General features: G+C 63.6%; 15 protein-coding genes and 1 tRNA gene. 5 read left to right on the forward strand and 11 right to left on the reverse strand.

Annotated elements, in window-relative coordinates:
* Positions 1-147 precede the first annotated feature (147 nt).
* Positions 148-1641 (forward strand): MFS transporter, encoded by a 1494-nt coding sequence (locus F6X40_RS18295; protein ID WP_187628786.1) that lies wholly within the window; start codon positions 148-150, stop codon positions 1639-1641.
* A 103-nt stretch (positions 1642-1744) separates the two neighbouring features.
* Here the strand turns inward: F6X40_RS18295 and F6X40_RS18300 are convergent, their stop codons facing one another.
* A complete protein-coding gene (locus tag F6X40_RS18300; RefSeq protein WP_184070567.1) occupies positions 1745-2338 on the reverse strand; it encodes a nitroreductase family protein in 594 nt (197 codons plus the stop codon).
* Positions 2339-2531: 193 nt separating this feature from the next.
* A complete protein-coding gene (locus F6X40_RS18305) occupies positions 2532-3815 on the reverse strand; it encodes an MFS transporter (RefSeq protein WP_184070569.1) in 1284 nt (427 codons plus the stop codon).
* Positions 3816-3968: 153 nt separating this feature from the next.
* On the opposite strand from F6X40_RS18305, the gene F6X40_RS18310 reads away from it, so the two are divergent.
* Positions 3969-4616: a TetR/AcrR family transcriptional regulator gene (locus tag F6X40_RS18310; protein WP_187628787.1), complete on the forward strand. Its 648-nt coding sequence runs from the start codon at positions 3969-3971 to the stop codon at positions 4614-4616.
* Between the two features lie 58 nt (positions 4617-4674).
* Complete coding sequence (locus tag F6X40_RS18315) at positions 4675-5229, forward strand: DUF1415 domain-containing protein (RefSeq protein WP_187628788.1); 555 nt, start codon at positions 4675-4677, stop codon at positions 5227-5229.
* A gap of 20 nt (positions 5230-5249) precedes the next feature.
* Here F6X40_RS18315 and F6X40_RS18320 read toward each other — a convergent pair whose 3' ends face one another.
* Positions 5250-6092 carry a class I SAM-dependent methyltransferase gene (locus tag F6X40_RS18320; protein WP_187628789.1) on the reverse strand — a complete coding sequence of 281 codons (843 nt, stop codon included), beginning with the start codon at positions 6090-6092 and terminating at the stop codon, positions 5250-5252.
* A gap of 388 nt (positions 6093-6480) precedes the next feature.
* Between F6X40_RS18320 and F6X40_RS18325 the strand changes: the two genes are divergently transcribed.
* Positions 6481-6801 (forward strand): DNA-binding protein, encoded by a 321-nt coding sequence (locus tag F6X40_RS18325; RefSeq protein WP_090802066.1) that lies wholly within the window; start codon positions 6481-6483, stop codon positions 6799-6801.
* A 135-nt stretch (positions 6802-6936) separates the two neighbouring features.
* Here the strand turns inward: F6X40_RS18325 and F6X40_RS18330 are convergent, their stop codons facing one another.
* Positions 6937-7146, reverse strand: coding sequence for a DUF1059 domain-containing protein (locus F6X40_RS18330; protein WP_090805487.1), 210 nt, complete (start codon positions 7144-7146; stop codon positions 6937-6939).
* A 442-nt stretch (positions 7147-7588) separates the two neighbouring features.
* Between F6X40_RS18330 and F6X40_RS18335 the strand changes: the two genes are divergently transcribed.
* The gene (locus tag F6X40_RS18335; RefSeq protein WP_187628790.1) at positions 7589-8860 is read left to right on the forward strand and encodes a TIGR03862 family flavoprotein; all 1272 of its coding nucleotides are present in this window, start codon (positions 7589-7591) and stop codon (positions 8858-8860) included.
* Between the two features lie 15 nt (positions 8861-8875).
* Here the strand turns inward: F6X40_RS18335 and F6X40_RS18340 are convergent, their stop codons facing one another.
* From F6X40_RS18340 to petA, 7 genes are all read right to left on the reverse strand, one after another.
* The gene (locus F6X40_RS18340; protein ID WP_184070579.1) at positions 8876-10000 is read right to left on the reverse strand and encodes a methyltransferase; all 1125 of its coding nucleotides are present in this window, start codon (positions 9998-10000) and stop codon (positions 8876-8878) included.
* Positions 10001-10429: 429 nt separating this feature from the next.
* Positions 10430-10505: transfer RNA gene (locus F6X40_RS18345), tRNA-Thr, on the reverse strand.
* Positions 10506-10524: 19 nt separating this feature from the next.
* Positions 10525-11022, reverse strand: a complete 498-nt coding sequence (locus F6X40_RS18350) for a ClpXP protease specificity-enhancing factor (RefSeq protein ID WP_187628791.1) — start codon at positions 11020-11022, stop codon at positions 10525-10527.
* A gap of 66 nt (positions 11023-11088) precedes the next feature.
* Positions 11089-11700, reverse strand: a complete 612-nt coding sequence (locus F6X40_RS18355; RefSeq protein WP_006052302.1) for a glutathione S-transferase N-terminal domain-containing protein — start codon at positions 11698-11700, stop codon at positions 11089-11091.
* Positions 11701-11795: 95 nt separating this feature from the next.
* Positions 11796-12569: a cytochrome c1 gene (locus tag F6X40_RS18360; protein WP_187628792.1), complete on the reverse strand. Its 774-nt coding sequence runs from the start codon at positions 12567-12569 to the stop codon at positions 11796-11798.
* Positions 12570-12592: 23 nt separating this feature from the next.
* A complete protein-coding gene (locus F6X40_RS18365) occupies positions 12593-13972 on the reverse strand; it encodes a cytochrome b (RefSeq protein ID WP_184070585.1) in 1380 nt (459 codons plus the stop codon).
* Positions 13972-14592, reverse strand: coding sequence for a ubiquinol-cytochrome c reductase iron-sulfur subunit (gene petA / locus F6X40_RS18370; protein WP_090802072.1), 621 nt, complete (start codon positions 14590-14592; stop codon positions 13972-13974). The genes F6X40_RS18365 and petA overlap by 1 nt, the downstream gene beginning before the upstream one ends.
* Positions 14593-14715: the final 123 nt, after the last annotated feature.

Below are 14715 nucleotides of genomic sequence, written 5' to 3' on the forward strand. Positions count from 1 at the left end.
AGCGGCTTTGTATCACGAAAACTCCGGCAGCATCAACTGAAGCTGCCGGGACGGCCGCAAGATCGTTTGAAATCATGGCGCGGAATGGATCTTGCTGCGCCCGACCGGATATGCCGCCCCATTTCGCCATCGAGGAGACTTCGCGTCATGAGCGTGCCGCCCACCGCCGCTGTCGATGAACGTCACGCCACGCTGATCGAAACCGATCTGCCGTCGCGACTGGACCGCCTGCCCTGGGGCCGCTTTCATACGCTAATCGTAGTCGCGCTCGGCGTGACGTGGCTGCTCGACGGGCTCGAGGTGACGCTTGCCGGCGCCGTCGCGAGCGCGCTGAAAACGAGCCCGGCGCTGCGCTTTTCGAATGCCGACGTCGGCCTCGCAGGCAGCGCGTACATTGCCGGCGCGGTGCTCGGCGCGCTCGGCTTCGGCTGGCTGACCGACCGGCTCGGCCGCCGCAAGCTGTTTTTCATCACCCTGACGCTGTATCTGGCCGCGACCGCGGCGACTGCGCTGTCGTGGAATCTGATGAGCTTCATGCTGTTCCGCTTCCTGACCGGCGCGGGTATCGGCGGCGAATACACGGCGATCAACTCGACGATCCAGGAATTCACGCCGGCACGCGTGCGCGGCTGGACCGATCTCGGCATCAACGGCACGTTCTGGGTGGGCGCGGGGCTCGGCGCCGCAGGCTCGCTGGTGCTGCTCGATCCGCACCTGCTGCCTTCCGACTGGGGCTGGCGCGCGTGTTTTTTCATCGGCGCGGTGCTCGCGCTGGCGATCTTGCCGATGCGCATCTGGATACCCGAAAGCCCGCGCTGGCTACTCACGCACGGCGACGAGCGCGACGCCCGCACGATCGTCGAGGGCATCGAGACGCGTTTTCGCGACGCCGGTCACACGCTCGCCGACGACGCCCTCACGCGGCTGCGCCTGCGCGCGCGCGACCATACGCCGTTGCGCGAGGTGTTCCACACGCTGTTCAACGTGCACCGGCGCCGCGCGCTGGTCGGTCTCACGTTGATGACCGCGCAGGCATTCTTCTACAACGCGATCTTTTTCACCTACGCGCTCGTCCTCACCGACTTCTATCACGTGCCGGGCGACGACATCGGCTGGTATCTGCTGCCTTTCGCGCTCGGCAATTTCCTGGGGCCGCTCGTGCTCGGGCGACTGTTCGACGTGATCGGCCGACGCAAAATGATCGCCGCGACCTACGCGATGTCGGCGATCCTGCTGACACTGTCCGGCTATCTGTTCGAGCAGCAACTGCTGAGCGTCGTCACGCAGACGGTCGCCTGGATGGTCATTTTCTTCTTTGCGTCGGCAGCCGCGAGTTCCGCGTATCTGACCGTGAGCGAATCGTTTCCGCTCGAAATCCGCGCGCTCGCGATCGCGGTTTTCTATGCGTTCGGCACCGCGCTCGGCGGCATCATCGGGCCGGCGTTTTTCGGTCGGCTGATCGATACGCATCAGCGCAGCGAGGTGTTTTCGGGCTATCTGGTCGGCTCGGCGTTGATGCTCGCGGCGGCGCTCGTCGCGGCGATCTGGGGTGTCGACGCGGAGCGCAAGTCGCTCGAACATGTGGCCGCGCCGCTGTCCAGCGTGATGGATGGTGAGAACGGCATGGACGGCGCTGCATGAAAAACGCGCGGACCGTGCCGCGCGTGCCTGACCGCTTAGTTGCTCATCGACTGCTTTCTTCGCTTTACCCGAAATCGCGCCGCAAGCGCGGCGAATCCGTCCCTCAGAACGCCTTCTTCCAGGCGCCGGCGTACACGATCTCCGCGAGCGCCGCGCGTTGACGCGGCGCCTTCTCGCGTTCGCGCAGGACCGGGTCCAGTTTGTCGACGTCGCCGTAATGGCCGAGCGAGATCATCGCGATCGGCTCGACGTCCTTTGGTAGTTCGAAGGCGGTACGGAACGCGTTCACGTCGAAGCCGCTCATCTGGTGCGCGGCGAGGCCGAGCGCGTGCGCCTGCAGCACCAGCGACATCGCCGCCGCGCCGGCGTCGTAGAACGCGCAGCGGTTTACGTCGCCCTTGTTGGTCATGGTGTGCGCGGTCACCGCGATCAGCACCGGCGCGAGCGCATTCCAGCCCTGGTTGAACGGCACCAGCGTGGCGAAAGCCTTCTTGAACGCGACTTCGTCGACGCTGCGATCGAATACCACAAAACGCCAGGGCTGCGCGTTATATGAAGACGGCGCCCAGCGCGCCGCTTCGAGCACGGCTCGCAACTGATCGCGACTCACCTGCTCGCTCGAATACGCGCGAGGGCTCCAGCGGCCTGCAATCAGCTCGTGAATGGCAACTTCGGTTGAGGCGGGTTTGGTGGCCATGCGCTTCTCTCGGTAGAAATTCATGATCGTCGGGCGGCTGCCCGAGGCCACATAGCATAACGGGCTTTCGGTGCGCGCTCCAAGTTGCGGCGCGGCGCTATGCGTGCTGGCTGAGAAAACGCGCACGGCCCCGTTATGGGGCCGTGCGTCGTTGCTTCGCTGACGGTGAATCCGCGGGGCTCGCGAGGGCGCCTCAGACTGCCTGCGGCGTCGGTACCTTGGCCGGGCGGTTGATGCGCAGCACGATCACCGCGGCGATCAGACACAAGCCGCCGGAAATCATCGATGCGACCGTGTAGGTGCCAAGACTCGCGCGCAGCATGCCCGCGCCGAGCGCCGCGAACGCCGCGCCGAGCTGGTGGCCCGCGACCACCCAGCCGAACACGATCGGCGCCGATTCCTTGCCGTAGACGTCGGTCGCAAGACGCACGGTCGGCGGCACGGTGGCGATCCAGTCGAGACCGTAGAACACCGCGAACAGCGGCAGTCCGAAAAAGTCGATGCCGAACGCGTGCGGCAGATACATCAGCGACAGCCCCCGCAGCCCGTAATACCAGAACAGCAGCACGCGGCTATTGAAGCGGTCCGACAGCCAGCCCGACATCGTCGTGCCGAACAGGTCGAACACGCCCATCGCCGCGAGCAACGACGCGCCCTGCACTTCGGTCATCCCGTAGTCGCCGCACATCGCGATCAGATGGGTGCCGACATAGCCATTGGTGCTCGCGCCGCAAATGAAGAAGCTGAAGAACAGCAGCCAGAAGTCGCGCGTTTTGCTCGCCGACGCGAGCGTGCCGAATGCGATCGCGAGCGGATTCTGCCTGGTGACGGTCGTCGTGATGGGCGCGTCATGCGGTTCGCCGTACGGGCGCAGCTGCATGCTGGCCGGATGCTCGGGCAGCAGGAACGCGACGAGCGGAATCACGACGCCCGCCGCGAGCGCGACGACCCACACGACCTGACGCCAGCCGTAATGCTCGGCGATGGCCGCGAGCAGCGGCAGAAACACCAGCTGGCCGGTCGCCGAGCTGGCGGTCAGGATACCCATCACGAGACCGCGGCGCGTCGTGAACCAGCGCGTCACGACCGTCGCCGACAGCGACAGCGCCGCTACCCCGGTCGAGCCGCCGACCATCACGCCCCAGATCAGCACCATTTGCCACGGATGCGTCATCAGCGACGACAGCGCGACACCCGCGGCCATCGTGCCGAGCGCGCTCAGCAGCGTGGGGCGCACACCGAAGCGCTGCATCGCGGCGGCCGCGAACGGCCCCATCAACCCGTACAGCGCGATGTTCACCGAGATCGCGAGCGAAATCGTCGCGCGGCTCCAGCCGAATTGGTGCTCGAGCGGCACCATCATCACGCTCGGTGTCGCTCGCGTACCCGCAGCCGCGAGCAACACCAGGAACACCACGGCGACGGTCAACCAGCCGTAGTGGAAACGCCCGCCTATCAGTCGCGCAGCCCAGTTCATCGGTTCTCCCATCGACGCGGCCCGGGTGGCGGCGTCGTTCGTATTATTACGGCCTCGGTGAATGACTTGTGACAGATCGGTCACAATAGTGTTGCGATCTTAGTTACTGGTCGGTAACATGTCAAGGCGTCAATCTCATTCGGGTGACTTGCCATGTCCGACAGCGAAACCCCCAAGCCCGCCCCTACTCGTGCGCGGCGCGCGCGCGGCGCACAGACCGCCGGGCCGCAGGCGCAGTTGCATCTGCTGCGCGCGGCCAGCGAGTTGTTCTATCGCGAGGGCGTGCGCACGGTCGGCGTCGATGCGGTGGTCGAGCGCGCGGGCGTGAACAAGATGAGTCTGTACCGGCAGTTTTCGTCGAAGGACGAGCTCGTGATGGCGTATCTGGAGCAGAAGGACGAGCAGTTCTTCCGCTACGTCGAGAAGAGCTTCGCGAAGCATCCGGGCGAGCCGGCGAAGCAGCTTCAGCAGTACTTCGACGACCTCGCGGTGCGCGCCTCGGTCGACGATTACCGCGGCTGCCCGTTCGTGAACGTGTCGGTGGAGTTTGCGGATACCGCGCATCCGGCGCGGCAGTTCGTGTTCCGCAACAAGCAGCGCTTGATGGCGCGCCTCGTCGAACTGTCGACAGCGGCCGGCGCCGGCGATCCGCAAGCGCTGGCCGATGGGCTCGGTCTGCTGATCGAGGGCGTGTACGCGGCGAGCCAGACTTACGGGCCGGGCTGCGGGCCAATCCTCGCCGCGCCGAAAGTCGCCGCGCAGTTGATAGCGGCCGCTTGCGCGGAGAAGCCGGTTCGCTGAGCCAGTCCGTCAGCTGGGTCCTTTAGAATTGCGCGTTTTCCCGTCACATCCGTCCGCCATGCCGTTGCCCGCCGAATCCCACGATGCCGTTATCGCCGCGACCCGTCATTGGCTGACGGAGGCCGTGATCGGCCTGAACCTGTGTCCGTTCGCGAAGGCCGTGCATGTGAAGGGGCAGATTCGCTATGCGGTCAGCGAAGCGGACACGCTCGAAGCGGTGCTGACCGACCTGGAAGCCGAGCTGCAGACCCTCGTCGCCGCCGACCCCGCCGCCATCGACACGACGTTGCTGATCTTGCCGTGCGCGTTCGAGGACTTTCTCGGCTTCAACGACTGCCTGTTCTTCGCCGACCGGCTGGTCCAGCAGCTACGGCTCGAAGGCACTATCCAGATCGCGAGCTTTCATCCGCATTACCAGTTCGAAGGCAGCGAGCCCGACGATATCGAAAACTACACGAACCGGGCGCCCTATCCGATCCTGCATCTGCTGCGCGAGGACAGCATCGAGCGGGCCGTGCAGGCCTTTCCCGACGCGGAAGAGATCTACGAGCGCAATCAGGAAACGCTGCGGCGCATTGGCCTCGCGGGCTGGGATGCGTTGATGAAGCGCTAAATGAAGCGCGAGGCCGCGCCTCAGGCCGGCACGAAGAATCGCTCCTTCAGCGCATCGAGCCCGAGCGCGTCCAGCACTTCGCCGAGCCGCTCAGCGGGCCGGCGCCGCGGCAGGTCCTTGTACTGCGCGATGATCAACTCGTTTTTCATCGAGTGTTCCCAGCCGACCAGCTCGGTCACGCTGACCTGATAGCCATGCGCTTCGAGCTGCAGGCAGCGCAGCACGTTCGTGATCTGGCTGCCGAATTCGCGCGTGTGCAGCGGATGCCGCCAGATTTCCGTCAGCGCGGTCTTCAGAGCCTTGCCCTTGTTCTGCCGCAGCACGCCGGCCACCTCGGCCTGGCAGCACGGCACGACGACGATGTACTTCGCGTGCTTTTCGAGCGCGAAACGGATCGCGTCGTCGGTGGCGGTATTGCACGCATGCAGCGCGGTCACGATGTCGATTTCGGCGGGCAGCCGCGTCGACATGATCGACTCCGCCACCGACAGATTCAGAAACGACATCCCCTTGAAGCCGAGCCGCGCCGCCAGCTCTTCGGACTTCGTCACCAGCTCTTCGCGCGTTTCAATGCCGTAAATGTGCGAAGCCCCACCAGCGACGTCCTGAAACTCCTTGAAAAACAGGTCGTACAGGATAAAACCGAGGTATGACTTGCCCGCGCCGTGATCGACGAGCGTCAGCGCCCCCTGCTGGTCCTTCAGGTCCTTGAGTAGCGGCTCGATGAACTGGAACAGATGGTAGACCTGCTTCAGCTTGCGACGGCTGTCCTGATTCATCTTGCCGTCGCGCGTGAGGATGTGGAGCTCTTTGAGCAGTTCGACGGACTGGTTGGGACGGATTTCGTGGGTTTTGCCGGACATCGTATGGGCCGCCATCAATTGCAGTGCGAACGTGCGACAGATGACGGAAAAAGAGAAAAGTTGCTGCCAGTTTACCCAAAGTGCGGCAATCCCAGCGAGTACGCCGTCCGGATCACGCGAGACAGGCGGTCCACTGGGAACACTTCCTGCTCGCAAGGCGCTGCGCGGAAGTGTCTCGAGAATGGCCGAAAACAGCTTGAGCGCCGGCTGAGCCTGCGGGTGCAAGCCGCGTCGCCGAAAACAGGAAGCTGTCCGGCCGTGCAACCGGACACGCGAACCGGATGCATGTGGGAAGAGCGGTCCCGCAACAAGGGGCGAACGTTAGGTAACCAGCAGCGGCCGGCTTTGCAACGGGTCGCGCGCTCGGATGATCACAGAAGAGGCGGCAATGGATACGGTACCCAACGGAAATGTCGAACAGAAGTTTCAGGAAATGATGGCGAAGCTCACCGCCGCGCCGGCATGGTCGGAGAAACAGCAACTCGAACTGGAAATGGCTCGCGACATCTCCACGGAAATGCTGCGGCTCGCCGAGGTCATGCGTGACGGCAACGTCGACCTCGAGACCTGCCTGACGATGCTCAAGTACGCCAAGGTGCTCGACTTCGTGATGACGACGCTCGCGTCGCGACGCGACATCAAGCCGCAGACGTTGCGGGTGATCTTCAAGCTCGCCGGGCTGAAGGTCGATGAGGCGTATCCGGGTTAGCGCGTCGGCATCCTGGTTAGATTGGCCTGGTATCGCGTTTCTCGTGTCACCACAAGACTGCTGCAACACGCCCGCACGCGGGCGGCTGGATGCCGCTCGCGACGCGGGCTTCCACACTCCCCTTCCACGGGTGTCTCAAGCGTGCCGCGCCTCGACGGGCGGCGTTCCCTCATGAAATAGCGTCTTCAGCTGCTCGCGCAGCTCCGGCGAATCCGCGTGCTTGTGAACGCTGACGGCATGCTGGACCGCGGCTTCGAGCAGTTCGCCGTCGCTGTCGGCGGATAGCGCGACAGTGCAGTTCGTTTCGCTCGGAAATTCGCGACAGTCGATATATTTGCGGGTCATGGCAATCTCCTTGAACCAGACGATCGACTCTTCCACCGATTCAACAGGCGCTTCGCGTCGGCTGCCGGCGCGCGGCAGTGAAGCGCGCCGCAGCGGCTGCGACGCAAGCGACGTGATTGGGGATTGACGCGAGGAACGACCCGAACGGCGTCCGATGGAAGATGTTTGAAAAGTATAGGTCGCGTGCGGCACGAGCCAAGCGGTGAACGCGATGCGCAACGGCCGGGAGAAAGCCTGAATCCAGTATTTTTCGGTCTGGGGCGATCGAGCCCGGTCGCCTGGCCGAATAGCCGCCTGTTTGCCAGTACCGGGCACAGTTCGACAGAGTTTGTCGGCGTTTGCCGCGCGCCGCGCGCGGTGTGACAATAGCGCCCTTCGCGCCGCATATCCGTTCGGTCACCGCGGCGCACCGCCTTTTCTCCCCGTTGATCCGCTGAACCGCATGTCATTCTCGCTCGATTCCGCCCGCGTCGCCGTGATCGGCGGCGGCCCCGCCGGCCTGATGGCCGCGGAGACGCTTGCCGGGCGCGGCGTGCAAGTCCACGTATATGACGCGATGCCGTCGGTCGGCCGCAAATTCCTGATGGCGGGCAAAGGCGGCATGAACATCACGCATTCGGAAGCCCTCGCGCCGTTTCTCGACCGCTACGGCTCGCGCCGCGAGCGCATCGCGCCGTTACTCGACGCGTTCGGTCCCGACGCGCTGCGCGCATGGTTGCGCGAGTTGGGCGTCGAGACGTTCGTCGGCAGTTCGGGGCGCGTATTTCCGTCCGACATGAAGGCCGCACCGATGCTGCGCGCGTGGCTGCATCGGCTGCGCGAAGCGGGTGTGCAATTTCATATGCGTCACAAGTGGAGCGGCTGGGCGTCAACATCCGAAGACGGTGCCGCCCACGCGTTGCGCTTCGACACGCCCAACGGTGAGCAGACGATCAACTGCGACGCGGTCGTGTTCGCGCTCGGCGGCGCCAGTTGGCCGCGTCTCGGCTCCGACGCCGCGTGGGTGCCGCTGATGACGTCGCGCGACGTGCCGGTGACGCCGCTGCGTCCCGCGAACTGCGGCTTCGACGCGGACTGGAGCCCGTATCTGCGCGAGCGTTTCGCGGGTCAGCCGATCAAGACGGTCGCGATTTCCGTCACCGGCGCAGACGGAAAAGTCCACAATCGACAAGGTGAAATACTTTTGACCGAAACGGGCCTCGAAGGGAGCCTGATTTACGCGTTGTCGGCGCCGATCCGCGAGCGGATCCTCGCCGGCGGCGAGGTCACGATCGCGTTGGATCTCGCGCCAGGCTTGCCGCTCGGGCGAGTCGTGGAGGAAGTGACGCGGCCGCGCGGCTCACGCTCGATCGCGAGTCATCTGCACGGGCGAATCGGAATCGGCGGGGTCAAGCTGGCGTTGTTGCACGAGATTCTGTCGAAAGAAGCCTTCGCCGATGCGCGCGGCCTCGCCCACGCGATCAAGGCGCTGCCGATGCGACTGCTGCGCGCGCGACCGATCGAGGAAGCGATCAGTACGGCGGGCGGAATCCCGTTCGAGGCGTTGGACGCGCATCTGATGATCGACCGGATGCCCGGCGCATTCTGCGCGGGCGAAATGCTCGATTGGGAGGCGCCGACCGGTGGTTATCTGCTGACCGCCTGCTTTGCCAGCGGGCTGGTCGCTGGCCGGGGCGCGTACGCGTATCTGGAAGTGCACGGCAAGTCGGCGTGACGCGCGCAGTCGGCGTCACCGCGCCTTGAGCCGCCACAACGACGTGACCTCGGCCGCTCGCGCAACATACAACGGATCGTTCTGATCGCTGGCCTTCGGATGCCGTGGACGAATGTCCTCGCGCCCCACGACACTGAGCCCCGCGTGCTCGATCGCCGCGAGCAGCCACTCGCGCGTACGCAGCCCAAGGTGCTCGGCGAAATCCGAAATGATCAGCCAGCCCTCGCCGCCCGGCGTCAGATGATCGGCGAGGCCGTTCAGGAAGCCGACCAGCATGCGGCTGTCCGGATCGTAGACCGCGTATTCGAGCGGCGACGCGGGCCGCGCCGGCACCCACGGCGGATTGCAGACGACAAGCGGTGCCCGACCGTCCGGAAACAGATCGGCCTGCACGATCTCGACCTGCTCGGCGTAACCAAGACGCGCGAGATTTTCACGAGCACACGCAAGCGCGCGCGCATCCTGGTCCGTCGCGACGATCTTGCGCACGCCGCGTTTGGCCAGCAGCGCGGCCAGCACGCCAGTGCCGGTGCCGATATCGAACGCGAGGTCCAGCGACGGCAGCGGCGTGCGCGCGACCAGATCGACGTACTCGCCGCGCACCGGTGAGAACACACCGTAGTGCGGATGGATGCGCTCGCCGAGCGCCGTAATCTCGACGCCCTTCTTGCGCCATTCGTGCGCGCCGATCAAACCGAGCAACTCGCGCAACGACACGACCGACGCGTCGCCGCTCGCCGGTCCATAAGCTTCGATGCAGGCCTGCCGCACGTCGGGCGCGCGACGCAGCGGAATGGCGTAGTCGGCATCGAGCGGAATCAGGATCATGCCGAGCGTGCGCGCGCGCTGCGACTGCGCCTGCCGATGCTGGTTGAACGCGTCGAGCGGTGTGGCTCCCTGCTTGCGCGGCTTGCGTTCGAGCCGGCGCGTGACGGCCTGCAGCAGTTGGCGTGCGTTCTGGAAGTCGCCGCGCCACAGCAGCGCGGTGCCTTCGCAGGCGAGGCGGTAGGCCGAATCGGCGGTGGTGCGGTCGTCGGCGACGACGACGCGCTTCGGCGGCGGCACGGCCGCTTCGGAACGCCAGCGTGCGGTGCACGGGCCGTCGGCTTCTGGCCAGGTGAGAGTTGCGGGGCTGGTCATGGTGCAATGGAGTCGATGTGACGTCGCCGGCGGCATGGACCGCGACAGCGGACCGGACGTCCGGCGGCTGCCCGCCATCCCGGGCGACGCCCGAATAGTACCGTACCGCCGCCGTGCGGATTCGCGGCGCGGCATGAATTGGTGACGGTGATGAGGTGAGTCTAGACGCACCGAAAGTAGACAATAATGTCTACAATCGACAAGGTGAAAGAGATATCGTGGTTTTTGAGCCATCGCGCGGCTCACCTCACGCTCCCTTCGCACGTTTTGACGTGCGTGAAACCCTCGTCGCAAACAAGCCGGGCCAAGGCTTCGGTGATCGGCATCAGCAACGATCCGGGCAATTTCCACCGAAAAAGAAAAACCCCGCCAAAGCGTGTGCTTCGACGGGGTTTTCTAGCATTTCCAGTTACTGCTGATAAAGCAATCTGGTGCCGGCTGCAGGACTCGAACCCGCCACCTCATGATTACAAGTCAAGCGCTCTACCTGATGAGCTAAGCCGGCATGAGGCCGTGATTCTACTTCATTTCACGATCTTAAGGCGAGCCCTTCCGCCGCCTTTCGAGCCATCGTCGTCGGGCTGCGGTTTGTCGTCGGCGTCGGTGGCCTCGGCAGGGTCGGCGGGGGCGTTTTCGACGGCGCGCGGAGCCGCCGGCGTGTCAGCTTCGTCCGCGGCATCCGCGCCCGAATCCTGAGCCTCGCCGCCCGCCGATTCTACCGGGAACGCCATACCCTGGCCGTTCTCGCGCGCGTAGATCGCAAGAATATTGGCGACCGGCACTTCGATCTTGTGGGACTTGCCGGAGAAGCGCGCGTTGAACTCGATCCACTCGTTGCCCATCTGCAGCTGGCTGGTCGCCTCGAAGCTGATGTTCAACACGATCTCGTTGTCGCGCACGAACTGACGTGGCACGCGCGTCTGATTGTCGACGCGGACCGCGATATGCGGTGTGTAGCCGTTATCCGTGCACCACTCGTAGAGCGCGCGCAACAGATAAGGTTTCGTGGAAATCTCTTGCATCAACAGTCCTCTTGCGGGCGCGGGCGCGCATCGAAGCGATGCGACGTCCGCGCTCCAAAGCCAAACTCAACGACGCATCACCTTTTCCGACGGCGTCAGCGCTTCGATATAAGCCGGGCGGCTGAAAATGCGCTCGGCGTACTTCATCAGCGGCGCGGCGTTCTTCGACAGCTCGATACCGTAGTGGTCAAGGCGCCAGAGCAGTGGTGCGATCGCGACGTCGAGCATCGAGAACTCTTCGCCGAGCATGTACTTGTTCTTCAGGAAGATCGGCGCGAGCTGCGTCAGGCGATCGCGGATCGCGAGGCGCGCCTTCTCGTGATTCTTCTCCGCTGCCTTGCCCTTCTCGTTTTCGAGCGTGCCGACGTGGACGAACAGCTCTTTCTCGAAGTTGAGCAGGAACAGGCGGGCACGCGCGCGCTGGACCGGATCGGCCGGCATCAGCTGCGGGTGCGGGAAGCGCTCGTCGATGTACTCGTTGATGATGTTCGATTCGTACAGAATCAGGTCCCGTTCGACGAGAATCGGCACCTGACCATACGGATTCATCACGGCGATGTCTTCCGGCTTGTTGAACAGGTCGACGTCGCGGATCTCGAAGTCCATGCCCTTTTCGAACAACACCAGCCGGCAACGCTGGGAGAACGGGCAAGTAGTGCCGGAATACAGAACCATCATGTTTACGTTTCCTCAAAAAGCTGAAGGGCCAGCGCGCGGAAAAACCGTTCAGCAGGTTTTTCCTGGCGCCGGCCCCACGCCATGTAGCGGCGTGATTATTTGATATGTTTCCAGTACGCGGCGTTCAGTCGCCAGGCGAAAAAGCTCAGGATACCGAGGAACAACAGCACCCACACGCCAAGTTGCTTGCGGGTTTGCTGCGTCGGTTCGGACATCCATGACAGGTACGACACGAGGTCGGCCACAGCAGAATCATAATCTACCGGCGACATCGTCCCCGGAGTCAGTTGCTGGAAGCCGAGGAATTTGTGTACTTTTTCGCCGGTTTTTTCGTCGGTTTCGTCGCCGAATTTCGCCGCACGCTGCCCCTGAAGCTGCCACAGCACGTGAGGCATGCTCACGTTTTGGTACACCAGATTGTTCCAGCCGGTCGGCCGCGTATCGTCGCGGTAAAAACTCCGCAGATACGTGTAAAGCCAGTCCGTGCCGCGCGCCCGCGCCTCTACCGACAGATCCGGCGGCGTCGCCCCAAACCACGCTTTCGCGTCCTCCGGGCGCATCGCCACGGTCATCGTGTTGCCCACCTTGTCGGTGGTGAACAGCAGGTTCGCCTGGATTTCGTTCGGCGTGATGCCGAGATCGGTCAGGCGGTTGTAGCGCATCAGGTTCGCGCTGTGGCAATTCAGGCAGTAGTTTACAAACAATTGCGCGCCGCGCTGCAAAGAAGCGAAATTGTTCGTGTTGTCCGGCGCGCGATCGAGCGGGAAATTCTCGTCCGCGTGAACCGGAGCGGCCAGCAGCACAAGCATGGTCGCGCCGACCAGCATGGTCGCGCCGACCAGCGCGCACATCGAAAGCAGTTTTTTCATCTTCATGTTCTCCTGGCTCGCGATTAGTGAGGCTTGAACCGCACCCGCTCGGGCGGCTGCTTGAACTTGCCAAGCCGGGTCCAGAAGGGCATGCCGAGGAAAAACGCGAAGTAGATCAGCGCACAGATCTGGGCGATCAGCGTCGCGGCCGGCGATGGCGGCCGCGTGCCGAGGAAGCCGAGCGTCAGGAACGCAATCACGAAGATCCCGAAGAAAACCTTGTGGAAGAACGGCCGGTAGCGAATAGACCTGACCGGCGACCGGTCGAGCCACGGCAGGAAGAACAGCGAAATCACCGCGCTGCCCATCACCACGACGCCCCAGAACTTCGATTCGGTGAACACCATCGCGACGATCACCAGCACCGCAAGCACCGGCAGACCGAGCTTCCACTTGCCGCGCGCGCGCACGAGCGCCAGCAACCCGAGTAGCGCGATGACGATCATCAGCACGATCTTGAATGGATCGGTAGTGGCGCGCAGCATCGCATAAAAGGCGGTGAAATACCACACAGGCGCAATTTCCGGCGGCGTCTGCAGCGGATTCGCGGGGATGAAGTTGTTGGCTTCAAGGAAGTACCCACCCATTTCCGGCGCGAAGAAGATGATCGCCGCGAAGATCAGCAGGAAGATCGTTACGCCCATGAAGTCGTGCACCGAGTAGTACGGGTGGAACGGAATGCCGTCGAGCGGCACGCCATCCGGGCCCTTCTTGGCCTTGATCTCAATGCCGTCCGGGTTGTTCGAGCCGACTTCGTGCAGCGCGACGAGGTGCGCGATCACGAGGCCGATCAGCACCAGCGGAATCGCGATCACGTGAAACGCGAAGAAGCGGTTCAGCGTGACGTCGGAGACCACGTAGTCGCCGCGAATCCACAGCGACAGATCCGGACCGATGAACGGAATCGCCGAGAACAGGTTCACGATCACCTGCGCGCCCCAGAACGACATCTGGCCCCACGGCAGCAGGTAGCCGAAGAACGCCTCGGCCATCAGGCTCAGGAAAATCAGGCAGCCGAAAATCCACACGAGTTCGCGCGGCTTGCGGTACGAGCCGTACAGGAGCCCGCGGAACATGTGCAGATACACGACGACGAAAAACATCGACGCACCCGTCGAGTGCATGTAGCGGATCAGCCAGCCCCACGGCACCTCGCGCATGATGTACTCGACCGACGAGAACGCGAGCGTCGCGTCGGGCTTGTAGTTCATCGTCAGGAAAATGCCGGTGACGATCTGGTTGACCAGCACCAGCAACGCAAGCGAACCGAAGAAGTACCAGAAGTTGAAGTTCTTCGGCGCGTAGTACTCGGAAACGTGCTTCTTCCACGTGGCAGTCATCGGGAAGCGCTGGTCGATCCAACCAGCCAGCCCGGTCGTCTCTACTTCGTGTTCGCTCGCCATTACGCTTCTCCTTTTTCGTCCTTCCCGATCACAAGGGCCGTCGCCGACGTGAACATGAAGCGCGGGATGTCGAGGTTCTGCGGAGCGGGTTTGTTCTTGAAGACGCGGCCGGCCATGTCGTAGGTCGAGCCGTGGCACGGGCACAGGAAGCCGCCGGGCCAGTCGTCGGGGAGATTCGGCTGCGGGCCTTCCTGGAAGCGCGGCGTCGGCGTGCAGCCCAGATGCGTGCAAACGGCGACGGCAACCAGCAGATGCTTGTTCTCCGCGCGTGAACGGAATTCGTTGTTGCAGTAGTCCGGCAGTGGCATCGAAAACGGATTCAGCGAGTGGGGGTCCGCTACCTGGCTGTCGGCTTTTTGAACATCGGCGAGCATGCGGTCCGTGCGGTTGATGATCCACACCGGCTTGCCACGCCAGGCGACCGTCATCATGTCGCCAGGCTTCAGACCACTGATATCGACTTCGACCGGGGCACCTGCGGCCTTGGCCTTTTCGGATGGTGCAAAGGAACTAACAAAGGGTACGACAACGGCAACACCTCCTATGCCGCCTGCTACGGTCGTCGCTACCAGCCAGTTACGGCGGCTGCCATCGACGCGTTCCTCTTCTTTGTCTCGCATCACACGCCCCACTTCTGAGTTGGATTTTTCCTTCACGTCGCTTCTACCGCCGCTAGTTTGCTCGAATGGAGTCGCCATTTACAAGGGCCGATTGCCAAAAACCGTGCGAAGCCCTTGATAACT

Origin of the sequence: Paraburkholderia sp. UCT31 (assembly GCF_014397655.1) — a bacterium.
Lineage (GTDB): Bacteria > Pseudomonadota > Gammaproteobacteria > Burkholderiales > Burkholderiaceae > Paraburkholderia > Paraburkholderia tuberum.

Coding starts and splice junctions, on each gene's coding strand:
- F6X40_RS18340 (WP_184070579.1), bottom strand. CDS start 10,000: ATGACCAGCCCCGCAACTCTCACCTGGCCAGAAGCCGACGGCCCGTGC.
- F6X40_RS18320 (WP_187628789.1), bottom strand. CDS start 6,092: ATGTCCGGCAAAACCCACGAAATCCGTCCCAACCAGTCCGTCGAACTG.
- F6X40_RS18300 (WP_184070567.1), bottom strand. CDS start 2,338: ATGGCCACCAAACCCGCCTCAACCGAAGTTGCCATTCACGAGCTGATT.
- petA (WP_090802072.1), bottom strand. CDS start 14,592: ATGCGAGACAAAGAAGAGGAACGCGTCGATGGCAGCCGCCGTAACTGG.
- F6X40_RS18325 (WP_090802066.1), top strand. CDS start 6,481: ATGGATACGGTACCCAACGGAAATGTCGAACAGAAGTTTCAGGAAATG.
- F6X40_RS18310 (WP_187628787.1), top strand. CDS start 3,969: ATGTCCGACAGCGAAACCCCCAAGCCCGCCCCTACTCGTGCGCGGCGC.
- F6X40_RS18295 (WP_187628786.1), top strand. CDS start 148: ATGAGCGTGCCGCCCACCGCCGCTGTCGATGAACGTCACGCCACGCTG.
- F6X40_RS18330 (WP_090805487.1), bottom strand. CDS start 7,146: ATGACCCGCAAATATATCGACTGTCGCGAATTTCCGAGCGAAACGAAC.
- F6X40_RS18305 (WP_184070569.1), bottom strand. CDS start 3,815: ATGAACTGGGCTGCGCGACTGATAGGCGGGCGTTTCCACTACGGCTGG.
- F6X40_RS18360 (WP_187628792.1), bottom strand. CDS start 12,569: ATGAAAAAACTGCTTTCGATGTGCGCGCTGGTCGGCGCGACCATGCTG.
- F6X40_RS18355 (WP_006052302.1), bottom strand. CDS start 11,700: ATGATGGTTCTGTATTCCGGCACTACTTGCCCGTTCTCCCAGCGTTGC.
- F6X40_RS18365 (WP_184070585.1), bottom strand. CDS start 13,972: ATGGCGAGCGAACACGAAGTAGAGACGACCGGGCTGGCTGGTTGGATC.
- F6X40_RS18350 (WP_187628791.1), bottom strand. CDS start 11,022: ATGCAAGAGATTTCCACGAAACCTTATCTGTTGCGCGCGCTCTACGAG.
- F6X40_RS18335 (WP_187628790.1), top strand. CDS start 7,589: ATGTCATTCTCGCTCGATTCCGCCCGCGTCGCCGTGATCGGCGGCGGC.
- F6X40_RS18315 (WP_187628788.1), top strand. CDS start 4,675: ATGCCGTTGCCCGCCGAATCCCACGATGCCGTTATCGCCGCGACCCGT.